10 protein-coding genes are annotated in these 15669 nt (G+C 66.5%); 8 read left to right on the forward strand and 2 right to left on the reverse strand.

Annotation, left to right across the window (positions count from 1 at the left end):
- The first annotated feature begins 69 nt into the window (after positions 1 to 69).
- Positions 70 to 1680, forward strand: coding sequence for a chaperonin GroEL (gene groL / locus ACVWYS_RS04160; protein WP_091252087.1), 1611 nt, complete (start codon positions 70 to 72; stop codon positions 1678 to 1680).
- Positions 1681 to 1960: 280 nt separating this feature from the next.
- Positions 1961 to 4015 carry an acyltransferase family protein gene (locus ACVWYS_RS04165; protein WP_116765049.1) on the forward strand — a complete coding sequence of 685 codons (2055 nt, stop codon included), beginning with the start codon at positions 1961 to 1963 and terminating at the stop codon, positions 4013 to 4015.
- Between the two features lie 108 nt (positions 4016 to 4123).
- On the opposite strand, the gene ACVWYS_RS04170 is transcribed toward ACVWYS_RS04165, so the two are convergent.
- On the reverse strand, positions 4124 to 5086 hold the full coding sequence (locus ACVWYS_RS04170) for a DUF389 domain-containing protein (RefSeq protein ID WP_344368293.1): 963 nt from the start codon (positions 5084 to 5086) through the stop codon (positions 4124 to 4126).
- Positions 5087 to 5289: 203 nt separating this feature from the next.
- Between ACVWYS_RS04170 and ACVWYS_RS04175 the strand changes: the two genes are divergently transcribed.
- The 3 genes from ACVWYS_RS04175 to ACVWYS_RS04185 all read left to right on the forward strand — a co-directional run bounded on the left by ACVWYS_RS04175 (position 5290) and on the right by ACVWYS_RS04185 (position 11115).
- Positions 5290 to 7374 carry an acyltransferase family protein gene (locus ACVWYS_RS04175; RefSeq protein ID WP_456509393.1) on the forward strand — a complete coding sequence of 695 codons (2085 nt, stop codon included), beginning with the start codon at positions 5290 to 5292 and terminating at the stop codon, positions 7372 to 7374.
- A 217-nt stretch (positions 7375 to 7591) separates the two neighbouring features.
- Positions 7592 to 9103: an IMP dehydrogenase gene (gene guaB / locus ACVWYS_RS04180; protein ID WP_116765047.1), complete on the forward strand. Its 1512-nt coding sequence runs from the start codon at positions 7592 to 7594 to the stop codon at positions 9101 to 9103.
- A 161-nt stretch (positions 9104 to 9264) separates the two neighbouring features.
- Positions 9265 to 11115, forward strand: a complete 1851-nt coding sequence (locus tag ACVWYS_RS04185) for an ABC transporter ATP-binding protein (protein ID WP_456508493.1) — start codon at positions 9265 to 9267, stop codon at positions 11113 to 11115.
- Here ACVWYS_RS04185 and ACVWYS_RS04190 read toward each other — a convergent pair.
- Positions 11102 to 11722, reverse strand: coding sequence for a hypothetical protein (locus ACVWYS_RS04190; protein ID WP_456508494.1), 621 nt, complete (start codon positions 11720 to 11722; stop codon positions 11102 to 11104). The two genes, ACVWYS_RS04185 and ACVWYS_RS04190, sit on opposite strands and share 14 nt — an antisense overlap.
- 86 nt (positions 11723 to 11808) lie before the next feature.
- Between ACVWYS_RS04190 and ACVWYS_RS04195 the strand changes: the two genes are divergently transcribed.
- The 3 genes from ACVWYS_RS04195 (at position 11809) to ACVWYS_RS04205 (ending at position 15386) form a co-directional block, all read left to right on the forward strand.
- On the forward strand, positions 11809 to 12945 hold the full coding sequence (locus tag ACVWYS_RS04195; protein ID WP_091252098.1) for a GuaB3 family IMP dehydrogenase-related protein: 1137 nt from the start codon (positions 11809 to 11811) through the stop codon (positions 12943 to 12945).
- Between the two features lie 111 nt (positions 12946 to 13056).
- Entirely contained in the window at positions 13057 to 14808 is a 1752-nt protein-coding gene (locus ACVWYS_RS04200; RefSeq protein ID WP_116765044.1) for a glycerol-3-phosphate dehydrogenase/oxidase, read from the forward strand.
- Positions 14809 to 14897: 89 nt separating this feature from the next.
- Complete coding sequence (locus ACVWYS_RS04205; RefSeq protein ID WP_456508495.1) at positions 14898 to 15386, forward strand: PTS sugar transporter subunit IIA; 489 nt, start codon at positions 14898 to 14900, stop codon at positions 15384 to 15386.
- Positions 15387 to 15669 lie beyond the last annotated feature (283 nt).

A 15669-nucleotide genomic window follows, 5' to 3' on the forward strand; every position in this document is an offset into this window, starting at 1 on the left:
CCCCGCGCAGCCGATCCTTCGCCATGAACGGATCAGTTGCGCGGGGTTCTGTCTTGAAAGGACAAAACCATGGCAAAGCAGCTTGCGTTTAACGACGCTGCCCGCCGGTCGCTTGAAGCCGGCATCGATAAGCTCGCCAACACCGTCAAGGTCACGCTGGGCCCGCGCGGCCGCAATGTCGTGCTGGACAAGAAGTGGGGCGCTCCCACGATCACTAACGATGGTGTGACCATCGCCCGTGAAATCGAGCTGGACGACCCCTACGAAAACCTTGGCGCGCAGCTTGCCAAGGAGGTCGCCACCAAGACCAACGATGTTGCCGGCGACGGCACCACCACCGCCACCGTGCTGGCCCAGGCCCTGGTCAAGGAAGGCCTGCGCAATGTTGCGGCAGGCGCCGCCCCGGGCGAGATCAAGCGTGGCATCGAGGTTTCGGTCGAGGCCGTCGCTGCCCGCCTGTTGGAAAACGCCCGTCCGGTCGAAGGCACGCAGGTTGCCAACGTTGCCGCCATCTCCGCCCAGAGCGACGAGGTCGGCGAGCTCCTGGCCGAGGCGTTTGGCAAGGTCGGCAAGGATGGTGTGATCACCATCGAGGAATCTTCCACCACACAGACAGAACTGGTCCTCACCGAGGGCATGCAGTTCGACAAGGGCTACCTGTCCCCGTACTTTGTCACGGACGCGGAACGCCAGGAAGCTGTCCTCGAGGACGCCCTGATCCTGATCAACCAGGGCAAGATCTCCTCGGTGCAGGAATTCCTGCCGCTGCTGGAAAAGGCGCTGCAGAGCTCCAAGCCGCTCTTCATCATTGCCGAAGACGTCGAGGGCGAGGCCCTGTCCACGCTCATCGTCAACCGCATCCGCGGCACCCTGAACGTCGTCGCCGTCAAGGCCCCGGGCTTCGGCGACCGCCGCAAGGCCATGCTGCAGGACATCGCGACTCTCACGGGTGCACAGGTTGTCTCCCCGGAGCTGGGCCTGAGCCTGGATTCCGTTGGCCTTGAGGTGCTCGGCACCGCCCGCCGCATCACGGTCACCAAGGACAACACCACGATCGTCGACGGCGCCGGTTCGGCCGAGGACGTCGCCGCGCGTGTTGCCCAGCTGCGCGCCGAGCTGACCCGCACGGATTCCGACTGGGACAAGGAAAAGCTGCAGGAACGCCTGGCCAAGCTGGCCGGCGGCATCGGCGTGATCAAGGTTGGCGCTGCCACCGAGGTTGAGCTGAAGGAAAAGAAGCACCGCATCGAGGACGCAGTGTCCTCGACCCGCGCCGCCCTTGAAGAAGGCATCGTCGCCGGTGGCGGGTCCGCCCTCATCCACGCGCTGAAGGCCCTCGACGAGGACGCAGCCGTCCAGGCTCTCGAAGGTGACGCGGCTGCCGCCGTCGGCATCGTCCGCCGGGCCCTGACCCAGCCGCTGCGCTGGATCGCCCAGAACGCCGGCTTCGACGGCTATGTGGTTGTTGCCAAGGTGGCAGAATCCGCCGTCAACCAGGGTTTCAACGCCAAGTCCGGCGAGTACGAAGACCTGATCGCCGCCGGCGTGATCGACCCCGTCAAGGTGACCCGTGCGGCCCTGCGCAACGCGGCTTCCATCGCTGCGCTGGTCCTCACCACGGAAACCCTCGTGGTGGAGAAGCCGGCCGACGAAGACGAGCACGCAGGCCACCAGCACTAATTTCGGCCCGCACAGGGGACGGCCCGGCAACTTGCCGGGCCGTCCCTTTTTTGTGCCCGGGTCCTGCTTTTGCGCCCGGGGACTGCCGCGAAAATGCTCCCGAAGTGCGCCAAGTCCTGGCGCGACTCAGCCGCGACGTGCTGCCTTCATGCTGACAATTCACTGGAAACTCACACCTTGGCATGACTGAATAGAGTTCTATGCCCGCCGCGACGATTGGCCATGAACATTACGGTTGGATAACATAGACGTTTTGGTTACCGGTTTGAGGGGTTTTTCTATGACACAGCAAAGAACCCTACCCGCACCTGCCCGATCCGACGGCGCGCCCCAGGCCGGCCGAAAGTCCACCTTCAGGCCCGAAATTCAGGGGCTCCGGTCCTTGGCCGTGCTGATGGTCATGAGCTACCACATCTGGTTGGGGCGGGTCTCCGGCGGTGTGGACGTGTTCTTGCTGATCTCGGCGTTCCTCATGACGCTGCAGTTCGTCGGCCGTTACGAGCAGGGCCGACCCATGGCCCTGCTCAAGCATTGGCTGCACCTCTTCCGGCGCCTCGTCCCGGCTGCCGTCACCGTCATCGTGGCCGTCATTGCCGCAAGCATCCTGTTCCTTCCCCGGACCCGCTGGCTGGAAGTGATCTCGCAGGGCTGGGCCTCCCTGTCCTATGTCGAGAACTGGCTCCTGCAGTCCCAGGCCACGGACTACTACGCCTCGGACCACAGCCAGGCCAGCCCCTTCCAGCACTTCTGGTCCCTCTCGATCCAGGGGCAGATTTTCATCCTGTGGCCGCTCATCTTCGCGGGAGCCGCACTCGTCGCCAGGCGCTTCCGGCTCCGCTACCGCGTGCTGCTGTGCTACATCTTCGCCTTGATTTTCCTCGGTTCGCTGATCTACTCCATCCTCTTCACCAAGGCGGAGCAGACGGAAGCGTACTTCGATACCGGCGCGCGGCTATGGGAGTTTGCGCTGGGCACCCTTGTGGCTCTGGCCCTTCCCTCCCTGCGGCTTCCCCGGAGCTGGCGCTTGGCGCTCGGCTGGCTGGGCATTGTGGCCATGCTCAGCTGCGGCCTCCTGCTCAATGTCCAGGCCTCCTTCCCCGGGTTCGTGGCACTCTGGCCCACCTTGGCCGCGGCCTGTGTGATCGTCGCCGGACAGACCGGCAGCAAGCTTGGCGTTGACCGGTTCCTCAGCTCGGGGCCTCTGGTCCGGCTGGGAGACATGTCCTACGCTTTGTACTTGTGGCACTGGCCGGTCCTGGTCATCTCGCTGACCGCGACGGACAAGGACCGCGCGGGGCCGATCACGGGCAGCATCATCGTGGCCGTTTCGATGGTTCTCGCCTACCTCACCACCCGCTTCGTTGAGAAGCCCTGGCGGGGGTGGAAGTGGCCGGAGCTCAAACGCCGCCGCGCCCTCATCGCCATTGCCGCGGCCGCGGCCATCGCCGCCGTGCCGCTGGCGGCCTGGCAACTCCAGATCAACTACGCCCTTGCCGCGGCGTCAAGCCAGGCCTGGGTCAATAATCCGGGTGCACGTTCGCTGGACCCGGCCTACGTCGGCGGGGCCGACAAATCCGCTCCTCTCCTTCCCACCCTCGCCACGGCGGCTGATGAATGGCCCCGCTACGCGGGCGGCTGCACGTCGGATGAGAAGGCCCTCACCAACATTTGCACCAACGGCAAACAGAACGCCGCCAAGACCGTGGTGATCATCGGCAACTCGCACGCCCACGTCTGGGCGACCCCCATTCTCACTCTGGCCGACAAGTACGGGTGGAAGGTCGAAGCCATCACCAAGGGTTATTGCCCTGTGACGGTCGGCCCGGCCCCGGGGCTCTCGGAAGGCTGCCTGGACTTCAACAAGGACACCCTCAAGAAGGTGCTGGCCATGAAGCCGGACCTTGTGGTGACAACCAGCACCCGGACCGACCCGGATCCGACGTCCACGGAGTTCATGGACCCGGGGTGGGTTCCGCCGATCAAGTCCATCAACGACGCCGGCATCCCCGTCGTGGCGTTGCGCGACACCCCGCGCATGCACGAGGCCGTCCCGGCCTGCCTGGAGAAGAACCCCAACAACTACGCAGCCTGCGGATCGAAGACGGCGGAGAACTACCAGCCCGCGTCGCCCGATGCCTCCGTGGCCGCGCAGTTGCCGGCCACCAAGTTTCTGGACTTCAGCCAGTACTTCTGCCAGGACGAGGTCTGCCCGGCCGTCATCGGCAACGTGATGGTCTACAAGGATGACAACCACGTCACCAGGACCTACATGGAGAGCCTCACGCCCTACTTTGAGGCCCAGTTCCTGGCGGCTACCGGGTGGGCCGCCGAGTGAGGAACCTGCTGCCGTTGCCTAACTGACTGGCTGACCCCGGCCCGGCCCGGCCCGGCCGCCAGCCAGTCTGGCGGTCAGTCCGTCAGCACCGGGCCGTCAGCCAGTCCGTCAGCGGCGGGTGCCCGCAGACTTGCGCCGCAGCGTAGCCTCCGGCGGCCGCCGTTTGGCCACCACCCGGTAGAAAAGCAACACCCCGACGCCGGACACCACAATCCCCACCAGGTTCAGGAACAGCTGAAGGGCGGAACCGGCCGCCTTCTGATACTCGCCCAGGACCAGTGCCACGGCCACAAACCCCGCCGCCGGCACCGTGGTGACGGAGATAAACACGCCAATCAGCGCCGCCGAGCGCCGGCTGATCACCGACAGCATCCCGGCCGTTCCAGCCAGCACCGCGACAATCAGCGAGTATGGCCCCGGATGGTAGATGAATTCAACCGCAGAACCGTGGTCCAGCGCGTCCTTGGGAAACAGTCCGAGCGGGACGGACAGCCACGCGGTCAGTGCCGCGGCCAGCATCGCGACCGGAAAGCCGACGCCGAGGGCCAGCGCCGCGTCGCGTCCGAGCCGTCGCTCGCGCCGGACCAGAGCCACAGCCAGCGCAGCCAGCGGGCCGAACTCAGGGCCCACGGCCATGGCGCCGACAATCGCGATTGTGGAGTCCGTGACGATGCCGATGGCCGCCAGCTGGGTGGCCAGGACCAGGAATGCCAGAAAACTCCACGTGAGGCGCGAATCTTCGCCGCTCTGGCGCGACACCTCTTCCCAGATGACCGCGTCTGCGCCCTCACCGGGGGCCTCGGCCTCCGCCCGGTCGGCCCGGTCCGAAAGCACAAGATCCGGCAGGTTGACCGAAATCGATCCGCGCTTCTGGATGTCGAGGACCTGGAGCTTCTCCATGAGCGTCTCCACGGATTCGCGGGCGAGCAGGACCTGGACAACGTCCCCGGGCGGCATGACCGAGGCGCCCTTGTCCACGGCGATTTCCGCGACGCCGAGATGATCGGCACATCTTTCGACAACAACTCCGGACAAATCACCCGGAACACAAATGCGCAGCTGCACAATCACTAAGCGGCCTCCTCAGACTCGCACCAGCCTAGCTTCCGCGCCGCGGCCGGTGGAGTCCAACGCCGCCCGCAGCCGCCCCAGGACTCCAACGAAGCACCCCGTGGACGCCCCCGCCGGCGCTCCCACTAGCGCCCTGTGACTGGCAAAGAAAGTTACGGTTCGGTAACATTGATCTTTTGGAAGCCGGCCTGAAGGGTTTTTTAGTGTCGAACGAGCGAACCATAGCCACCCCGCCATCAGCGGATGCGGGTTCTCCGGCGAGCCGAAAAGCCAGCTACCGACCCGAGGTCCAGGGCCTTCGCGCCCTTGCCGTCCTCATGGTGGTCACGTACCACGTGTGGCTGGGCCGGGTCTCCGGCGGTGTGGACATCTTCCTTCTCATTTCAGCATTCCTGATGACCCTCAGCTTCACGCGGAAGGTCGAATCCGGCGCCCCCCTGCGGCTCCTGAGCCACTGGCTGCACCTGCTCAAGCGACTGCTGCCCGCCGTCGTCGTGGTGGTGCTCGCCGTACTCGCCGGCACCTGGGCCATCCTGCCTCAGAGCCGCTGGCCGGACATCCTCGATCAGGCGTGGGCCTCCCTGCTATACCGGCAGAACTGGCTCCTGGCCGACAGCGCAGTCGACTACTACGCCCAGGACCATTCGGGCGCGAGCCCGCTCCAGCACTTCTGGTCGCTGTCGATCCAGGGACAGGTGTTCGTGCTCTGGCCCCTCGTATTTGCCGGCACGGCTCTTCTTTCCCGACTACTCCGGCGCTGGACCGGCGACGACCGCGCCCTGCTTAGTTACCGGTCCCTGCTGACCGCTGCCTTCGGCGCCATCTTCGCCGTGTCGCTCGTCTACTCGATCCAGCAGACCACCACCAACCAGGCCCACGCCTACTTCGACACCGGCGCCCGACTCTGGGAATTCGCCCTCGGCTCCCTCCTGGCCCTCGCCCTGCCATATCTGAAGCCCGGCAGGATCCTGCGCGTCGTGCTGGGCTGGGCCGGCTTGGTGGCCATGCTGTCCTGCGGGTTGCTGCTGACCGTGGACCGTTCGTTTCCCGGCTTCATCGCGCTGTGGCCCACGCTGGCCGCCGCCGCGATCATTACCGCCGGACAAAGCGGCAGCCGCTTCGGCGTGGACCGTCTCCTGACCTGGAAGCCGCTGGTGTCGCTGGGAGACAACTCCTATGCGCTGTACCTCTGGCACTGGCCGCTGCTGGTCCTGGCCCTTGCCGGGGCGGGCATCACGGCGCCGAACCTTGTCCAGGGGCTGTGCATCGTCGGCGTGTCCATCGTTTTGGCAGTTCTCACCACCCGTTTCGTCGAGAAGCCGCTGCGCGAATGGCACTGGCCGAAGCGCCGTGCCTGGCGCACCGCCGTCGTGATTGCCGCCTGCGGTGCCCTGCTGGCAGGTCCGGTCGCGGTCTGGCAGAGCAGGCTCGTGGCCGACGAGGCCGCGGCGGCGTCCCAGCCCAAGGAACTGACGCCCGGGGCGGCCGCCCTGGCGCCGGAGAACGCCGGCAAACCCACCCCGGACGCGAAGATCATCCCCGCGCCGGCGGCGATGAAGAATGAGTGGGCCGACATCGACGGGCTATGCACGGACGAGAACGTCCCCAGCGACCCCCTGCTGCAGGGCTGCCTGCAGAACAACAAGCCCGAGAAGGTCACGAAGCGGATTGTGGTGCTTGGCGACTCCCATGCCCAGCAGTACATGGCGGCGCTGGGCCCCATCGCGAAGAGCCACGGCTGGGAAGTCGTCACGCTCCTGAAAGGCAACTGCCGCTTCGGCGGGGAGTCACCGGAGCGGGACGCGGACTGCAACGCCTTCAACAAGGCCAGCGCGCAGTACGTCCTGGACCACCACCCCGACGCCGTCTTCACGGTTGCGTCCCTGACCCACAAGGAAGCGCCGTTCGAGACCGAGGTGCCGCAGTACCTTGAAGGCATCAAACCCTTCACCGACGCCGGCATGGACGTCGTGGGGATCCGCGACAACCCCCGCTTCAACATCAACATGCCCGAATGCGTCCAGAAGAACGGCGAGGGTGCCGCGGAGTGCAACGTGCCCGAGCAGGAGTCGCTCGCGGGGTCCTCGCCGTTGGACGCCTACCGTGGCAAGGTGCCCGGCCTGCACCTCATGGACATGAGCGATTTCATCTGCGCGAACGGGGTCTGCCCCGCGGTCGTCGGCAACGTGTACGTCTACAAGGACGACAACCACCTGACCAAGACCTACGTTCAGACCATGATCCCCATGTTCGAACAGCGGCTCCTGGCTGCCACCGGCTGGAAGTAGGGCCCCGCGCCGGGCCGGCACCGGGAGCCTCCGGCGGCCGCCCGGCATGGGGCGGCTCACATTGAGGCGCACATTACCGCCCCGGAATATGGCTATCGCCGCCAAGGTTCTACTATTTATTCAACCCTTCTGCACAGACCAGACCCGTAATGACTGGCTGGTCATCTGTTGCAACCCCTACCCGTGAACCCCGTAACCCAAGGTAAGAGGCGCACTCATGACCCAGCCCGAACACAACCCCTTCGGCTTTATCGGCCTGACGTACGACGACGTCCTGCTCCTGCCCGGCCACACCGACGTGATCCCCTCCGAGGCGGACACGTCCTCCCGGATTTCCAAGCGCATCACGGTCCAGACCCCGCTGCTGTCCGCCGCGATGGACACCGTCACGGAGTCCCGGATGGCCATCGCCATGGCGCGCCAGGGCGGCCTCGGCGTCGTGCACCGCAACCTTTCAATCGCCGATCAGGCCGACCAGGTGGACCGGGTCAAGCGCAGCGAATCCGGCATGATCACCAACCCCCTGACCATCGGCCCCGAAGCCACGCTGGCTGAGCTCGACGAGATCTGCGCACGCTACCGCGTCTCAGGGCTCCCGGTGGTGGACGAAGGCAACAGGCTGCTGGGCATCGTCACCAACCGCGACACCCGGTTCGTGCCGGAGTCGGACTTCCCGCTCCGGCTGGTCAGTGACGTCATGACCAAGATGCCGCTGGTCACCGGGCACGTCGGCATCAGCCGCGAGGAAGCCTCGCACAAGCTGGCCACGAACAAGATCGAGAAGCTCCCGCTCGTTGACGAGCAGGGCCGGCTCCAGGGCCTCATCACCACCAAGGACTTCACCAAGGCCGAGCAGTACCCGCTCGCCACCAAGGACGAGGCAGGCCGCCTGCGCGTCGGTGCGGCCATCGGCTTCTTCGGCGACGGCTGGGAGCGTGCCATGACGCTCGTTGACGCCGGCGTGGATGCCCTCTTCGTTGACACCGCAAACGGTCACTCCCAGGGCGTTCTGGAGATGATTCGCCGGCTCAAGGCAGAGCCCGCGGCAGCGCACGTGGACATCATCGGGGGCCAGGCCGCCACCCGCGAAGGTGCCCAGGCTCTGATCGACGCCGGTGCCGACGGCATCAAGGTGGGGGTCGGTCCCGGTTCCATCTGCACCACCCGCGTGGTTGCAGGCGTCGGTGTCCCGCAGATCACCGCCATCTACGAATCGGCGAAGGCGGCCATCCCGGCCGGCGTTCCGCTGATCGCCGACGGCGGCCTGCAGTACTCGGGCGACATCGGCAAGGCGCTGGTCGCCGGCGCCGACACCGTGATGCTTGGCTCCCTCCTGGCCGGCTGCGATGAGTCCCCGGGCGAGCTAATCTTCGTCAACGGCAAGCAGTTCAAGAGCTACCGCGGCATGGGCTCCCTGGGCGCCATGCAGACCCGTGGCAAGAACACTTCCTACTCCAAGGACCGCTATTTCCAGGCCGACGTGTCCGGCGATGACAAGCTCATCCCCGAGGGCATCGAAGGGCGGGTCGCGTACCGCGGTCCGCTGTCCTCGGTGGCGTACCAGCTGGTCGGCGGCCTCCGCCAGACGATGTTCTACACCGGCGCCCCCACCGTCGCCGAGCTCAAGGCCCGCGGCAAGTTCGTCCGCATCACCGCGGCCGGACTCAAGGAATCGCACCCGCACGACATCCAGATGACCGTCGAAGCCCCGAACTACGGTTCGCGCTAGGACTCTCCGCTGTGAAACGGGTAAGCCCGCCGAAACTGCAGTTTCGGCGGGCTTACCCGTTTGTGGGCGCCCGGCTTCACCCGGGGCGGCGCCGCCCCACCGGTGCCGCACCCGCAGTCTCCGTACCCGCCACCTCCGGGTCCCGGAACTAGGCTGGAGGCATGTCTGAACTCCTGCCCGCACGTGAGCCGAAACGCAAGCTTGCGCTGAAGCCCTACGCTCGCGCCGTGGCGCAGGTTCTGCGGGTGAGCTTCCAGGCCTCACCGGCCGCCGTCGTGATGAAAGTCCTCGGCTCGCTGATCTCGGCGCTCCTGCCGCTCGTCACGACCTACTTCGCCGCCCTGACCACGACGGCGCTGGCTGCCGCCTACGCGGGCAACACCGACGCCGGGCGGCAGGCCATCATTTACGTCATCATCACTGCGGCCCTCGGGCTCTTCTGGGGCGCGTTCAGCAGCGTGGACCGATACATCCAGCAGCTCATGAGCTTCCGGGTCGGCGCGATCGTCGGTGATCTGATGTACGAGCGATTCCTCACCCTGGACTTCTGGCGCTACGACGACAAAGAGACGGTGGACCTGTACGACCGTGCCAAGCGCTTCTCCGATTCCTACGCACGGGTCCTTGACCGGATCGCCGCGATCTTCACCCAGCTCGTCTCGGTGCTCCTCGCCATCGGCGCGCTGCTGCTGGTCAGTTGGTGGATAGCCGTGATCGTCCTGATCGCGATCGTCCCCAGCGTCTACCTGCAGTTCAAACTCTCCCGCGAACAAATCGCGCACTGGAACACGCAGGTGGACTCGCGCCGGCAGCGCAGGATGATTGAAACCAACCTCCTCCGCCCGCAGCACATCGCCGAGATGCGGCTCTACGGAATCGTCGGCTACCTGATGGGGCTGCGCTCCAGGCTCCGGGACGCCGACGAGAAGCGCCGGCTGGACTTCCAGAAGCGCTACATCCCCAAACAGCTCGCGGCCGATGCCCTCCAGTACGGTGCGGAAGTCGTTTCCCTGATCTGGGTAGTCGGCCAGATCATCGCCCACGCCCAGCCGGTGGGGCAGTTCCTCTATGTCCAGCAGATTGTCAGCCGCGCCCTGTCCACGGCCAACAGCCTGGTCTCCTCGCTCAGCTCGATCGACGAGGACCTGGCGAACCTCAAGGACTACGAACTGTTCATGGCACTGCCCGTGCATTCCAGCCACGCCCGGCCCCTGCTGGAGGCGCCGAAGAGTGTGGAACTGCGGGACATCCACTTCACGTACACCGGCAGCGACCTTGAAGTCATCCGCGGAATTTCAATGACCATCCGGCAGGGCCAGCACGTCGCCATCGTGGGGGAGAACGGCGCGGGCAAGTCCACCCTGATCCGCATCCTGGCTGGCCTCTACCGGCCCGATTCCGGGCAGGTGCTGCTCGACGGTGTCGACCTCGCCGCCGTCGACGTCAAGTCCTGGCACCGGCACCTGGCGGTGCTCAGCCAGGAATTCCTGAAGTACGAGTTTGCCACGGCGGCGGAGAACATCTTCTTCGGCGACGTCGATTCGCCCCGCGACGACGGCATGATCCGCCGGGCCGCCGCGGATGCGGAGGCCCTGGAGTTCATCAACAAACTGCCCAACGGCCTGGACAACCACGTCAGCAACTGGATGGAGGATCCGCGCGGACGGAAGGGAAGCGGGCTGTCCGGCGGGCAGTGGCAGCGCCTGGCGATGGCACGGAACTTCTACCGCAACGCCTCATTCATGGTGATGGACGAGCCGACGTCGGCCATCGACGCGCTGGCCGAACACCGGATCTTCACGAGGCTCTTCGCGGACCGCGGCAGCACCATCATCGCCATCAGCCACCGCCTGGCCACGATCGAGAAGGCCGACGTCGTCTACATGCTCGAGGACGGCCGGATCGTGGAACAGGGCACGCACCGCGAGCTCGTGGCCCTGCGCGGCCGGTATTTCCGGATGTTCGAATCCCAGCTGACGGTCCCGGACACGGAGGACATCAGCGGAGAGTGACTGGGGCGCCTTCCACAGTGGTGCGCACCCGGGCTATGCCCGGTTCGGGCGGGACGCTGCTGAAGCCGAAGCCGACGGCGGGCAGGACCTTTGCCAGCGCGCCGGCGTCGACCCCGTCCCAGCTGACCGTCGCCGCGTCGATGCGGTGGAGATCGGTGACGCCGTAGTACTCGCGCCGACCGCCCCCGGCGGTGCCGGCAGTGCGCACCCCGGGGCTGAGAAGTCCCGCGAAGGGGCTGACGGCGCGCAGCCAGCGCGGGTGCACGGCCAGGGGCCGGGGGATGAGCCGTGCCGCCGTGCCGAGCGCGGTCCGGGCGCCGAGGGCAACCTCCAACAGCAGGTGCCCGGCGTCCACCGTCAGCGTTCCGCCGGCGTGCCGAACGGCAATGTCCACCACACGGGTTTCATCGAAGCTGTAGACGGCGGCGATGAATCCTGCCACCTCTGCCGTCGGGGCCAGCAGGATGCGCCGGCCCGAGGGCAGTTCCACCATGGCGTCGGCGAAAGTGCCGAACGGGGACTCCTGCCAGAGCCCCACCACGGCACGAAGTCCCGACGTCGTGCCGATCCCGGCGATGTGCCCGTCGAAGATCCACCGCATACCCATGCGGCCACCTTACGTCGGCAGCGGTCGCTGCGCTGCCGTACGGTCACGTTCACGGGGAAAACCGCGCCCTGGGATAACCTAGAGCAGTGACTTACGAGATTGAGATTGGCCGAGGCAAGCGTGGGCGCCGTGCCTACTCCCTGGATGACATTGCGATCGTCCCCAACCGTCGCACGCGTGACCCGAAGGACGTATCCGTCTCCTGGCAGATCGATGCCTACAAGTTCGACATGCCGGTCATCGCGGCACCGATGGATTCGGCCATGTCACCGGAAACCGTCATCGCCCTGGGCCGCCTCGGCGGCCTCGGCGTCCTGGACCTCGAAGGCCTATGGACCCGGTACGAGGACCCGCAGTCCGTCCTGGACGAAATCGCGGTCCTCGCGGACGAGACCAACAGCCCCGCCGTCACCCGGCGCATGCAGGAGCTCTACCAGGCACCGATCCAGCCCGAGCTGATCACCTCGCGCCTGGCCGAGATCCGCGCCGCCGGCGTCACCGTCGCAGGCTCCCTCACCCCGCAGCGCACGCAGGAACACTACAAGACCGTGGTGGCTGCCGGCGTCGACATCTTCGTCATCCGCGGAACCACCGTCTCGGCCGAACACGTCTCCAAGGACCACGAGCCGCTGAACCTCAAGCAGTTCATCTACGAACTCGACGTTCCCGTGATCGTCGGCGGGGCGGCCGGCTACACCCCGGCACTGCACCTCATGCGCACCGGCGCCGCCGGCGTCCTGGTCGGCTTCGGCGGGGGAGCCACCACCACCACCCGCCGCGCGCTCGGCATCCATTCGCCCATGGCTTCGGCCATCTCCGACGTCGCGGCCGCCCGCCGGGACTACATGGATGAATCCGGCGGACGCTACGTGCACGTGATCGCCGACGGCGGCATGGGCACCTCCGGTGACATCGTCAAGGCCATCGCCATGGGCGCCGACGCCGTGATGCTGGGCAGTGCCCTGGCCCGCGCCGAGGAAGCACCCGGCAAGGGCTGGCACTGGGGCCAGGAAGCCCACCACCTCGAACTGCCCCGCGGCGACAGGGTCAACGTCGGAACCGTGGGTCCGCTCGAGGAAGTCCTGTTCGGGCCGGGCCACCACACCAACGGCACCTCGAACCTGATCGGTGCGCTGCGCCGTTCGATGGCGACCACCGGCTATTCGGACCTGAAAGAGTTCCAGCGCGTCGACGTCGTCGTCTCGCCGTACGCCGGTAACTGAACCCGGCGCCGGGAACTGAACCCCACGCTGGCAGGTGATTGGCCCTGCCCATCCGGAAGACTTGGACGTAGTCTGGTGCCCTACGAGGTTTGATCCGGATGGAGGCGTGACATGAACAGTTTTCCCGGCGGTTCTCCCGTGGCCGGAGGTGCTCTTGGCCCCGCAGAGCGCGATGCTTCGATCGCGCTTCTGAAGGGCACGGGCGACCCGGGCAAGGAACTTGACATCCTGATCGTGGGCGGAGGAATCGTCGGCGCCGGCGCCGCGCTGGACGCCATCACTCGTGGGCTCAGCGTCGGCATCGTCGAAGCCAACGACTGGGCGGCCGGCACCTCCTCCCGGTCCTCCAAGCTCATCCACGGCGGCCTGCGTTACCTGGAGATGCTGGACTTCGCCCTGGTCAAGGAGGCGCTGCACGAGCGCGGGCTCATCCTTTCCGTCCTCGCCCCGCACCTGGCCCGGCCGGTGCCGTTCCTCTACCCGCTGACCAAGCACTTCGTTGAGCGCCCGTACGTCGGTGCAGGGATCGCGTTGTACGACGTCATGTCCATCACCGGCGGACACAGCCGCGGCGTTCCGTTCCACAAGCACCTGACCCGCCGCGGCACCCTGCGGGCCGCGCCGAGCCTGAAGGATGACGCCTTCGTAGGCTCCATCCGGTACTACGACGGCCAGGTGGACGACGCTAAGTACGTTGCCAACCTCGTCCGGACCGCGGCATACTACGGCGCACACGCGGTCAACCAGATGTCAGTCGTGGCCTTCCTGCGCGAAGGTGAGCGCGTGGTCGGCGCCAAGGTGGTCAATCACGAGGACGGCTCGAGCTTCAACATCCGGGCCAAGCAGGTCATCAACGCCACCGGGGTCTGGACCGACGAGACCCAAGCCATGGTGACGGACCGCGGACAGCTCAAGGTGCGCGCCTCCAAGGGCATCCACCTCGTGGTACCCCGTGACCGGATCCAGTCCACGGTGGGGCTGATCCTGCGGACCGAGAAGTCCGTGCTGTTCGTCATCCCCTGGGGCCGGCACTGGATCATCGGAACCACGGACACCGACTGGCACCTCGACAAGGCGCACCCGGCCGCCTCCAGCAAGGACATCGACTACCTGCTGGAACACGTCAACAAGGTCCTCAAGCGGCCGCTGACCCGGGAGGACGTCGAGGGTGTCTACGCCGGACTACGCCCGCTGCTGGCCGGGGAAAGCGACTCCACCGCCAAGCTCTCCCGCGAACACGTAGTGGCCCACCCCGTGCCGGGGCTTGTAGTAGTAGCCGGCGGGAAATGGACCACCTACCGGGTCATGGCCAAGGACGCCGTCGACGAGGCAACGCGCAGCATGGACGAGCGTGTCCCGCCGAGCTGCACGGAGTCCATTCCGCTGCTTGGAGCCAGCGGTTTCAAAGCCGCATGGAACAAGCGGAACCGGATGGCGGAGGAGACCGGCGTCCACGTGGCCCGGATCGAACATCTGCTCAACCGTTACGGCGCCATGGCTCCAGAGGTGCTGGCCCTCATCGCCAGCAACCCGGAACTGGCCGAGCCGCTGCCGGGCGCGGATGACTACCTCGCCGCCGAGGCCGTCTATGCCGCCACGCACGAGGGCGCCCGCCACGTCCAGGACGTCCTGACCCGCCGCACCCGGATTTCGATCGAGGCGTGGGACCGGGGTGTGTCCGCCGCTCCGGTAGTCGCTAAACTAATGGGAGACGTTCTCGGCTGGAGTGATGCGCAGCGCGAGGGCGAAATCAAGCACTATCTGGCCCGGGTTGATGCCGAGCGCCTGAGCCAGCAGCAGCCGGACGACGAATCCGCCGATGCCGCACGGTTGGGTGTGGAGGATATCGTCCCCTTGCGCTGAGACTCAGCTCCGGCCGGCTGTGCGGACCACAACGCTAGTCATATGACTGCCGGCCGGCGTGCACTGACGCCACTTCGAAGGGACATCTCTTGGCGGAACCACTGGACCGGTACGACGCCGAGCTCACCACGCCCGAGATGGTGATCCTCGAACTGGACGCCACGGACAAGCTCGACGCCACGTCCCAGCTCGCAGGGCGCATGTATGAGGCTGGGCGCATTTCCGATCTGGAGGGCTTCCTCAAGCAGGTCAACGCCCGTGAGCACCAGCTCGCCACCGGGCTGCCCGGCGGGGTGGGACTGCCGCACGCCCGCAGCGAGCTCGTCTCGCAGACCTCCATCGCCGTCGGCATCACGAAATACGGCAGGGCACTCGACTTCGGCGCCGCTGACGGCCCGGCCACCGTGATTCTGCTCATCGCCACTCCGGCGAGCTCCTTTTCCGACCACCTCGAAGTGCTCGCGACCCTGGCACGCTCACTGTCGAAGGAATCCTTCCGCGAGTCGCTCCGCCGGGCTTACGACCCCGAAGTGATCGCCGAACTGATCAATTCGAGCCTGGTGTTCTTCGACCACTAGGGATTGGGGCGGGCTCTTGCGTGTCGATTCCGTCGCCACGCGGGGATTCGGCTGCCCCACTGTGGGGGCGGGCTCTTGCGTGTCGATTTCGTCGCCGCGAAGGGACCCGGCAGCCCCGCTAGTTTTCCAAGGGCACGGCGCATGGCCGTTGCACCGGTCGCGAGTGACCCGGCTGGAGGATCAGTTGGTGCGCGCTGCCGGCATTGAAGTCACCGGGGCGCCGGAGTCCGTGCTCTTCTCGCCCGGAGTGCGCACGTAGTTTGGCCGGCCGCGGGTCCTGACC

This window comes from Arthrobacter sp. TE12231, from assembly GCF_054062895.1.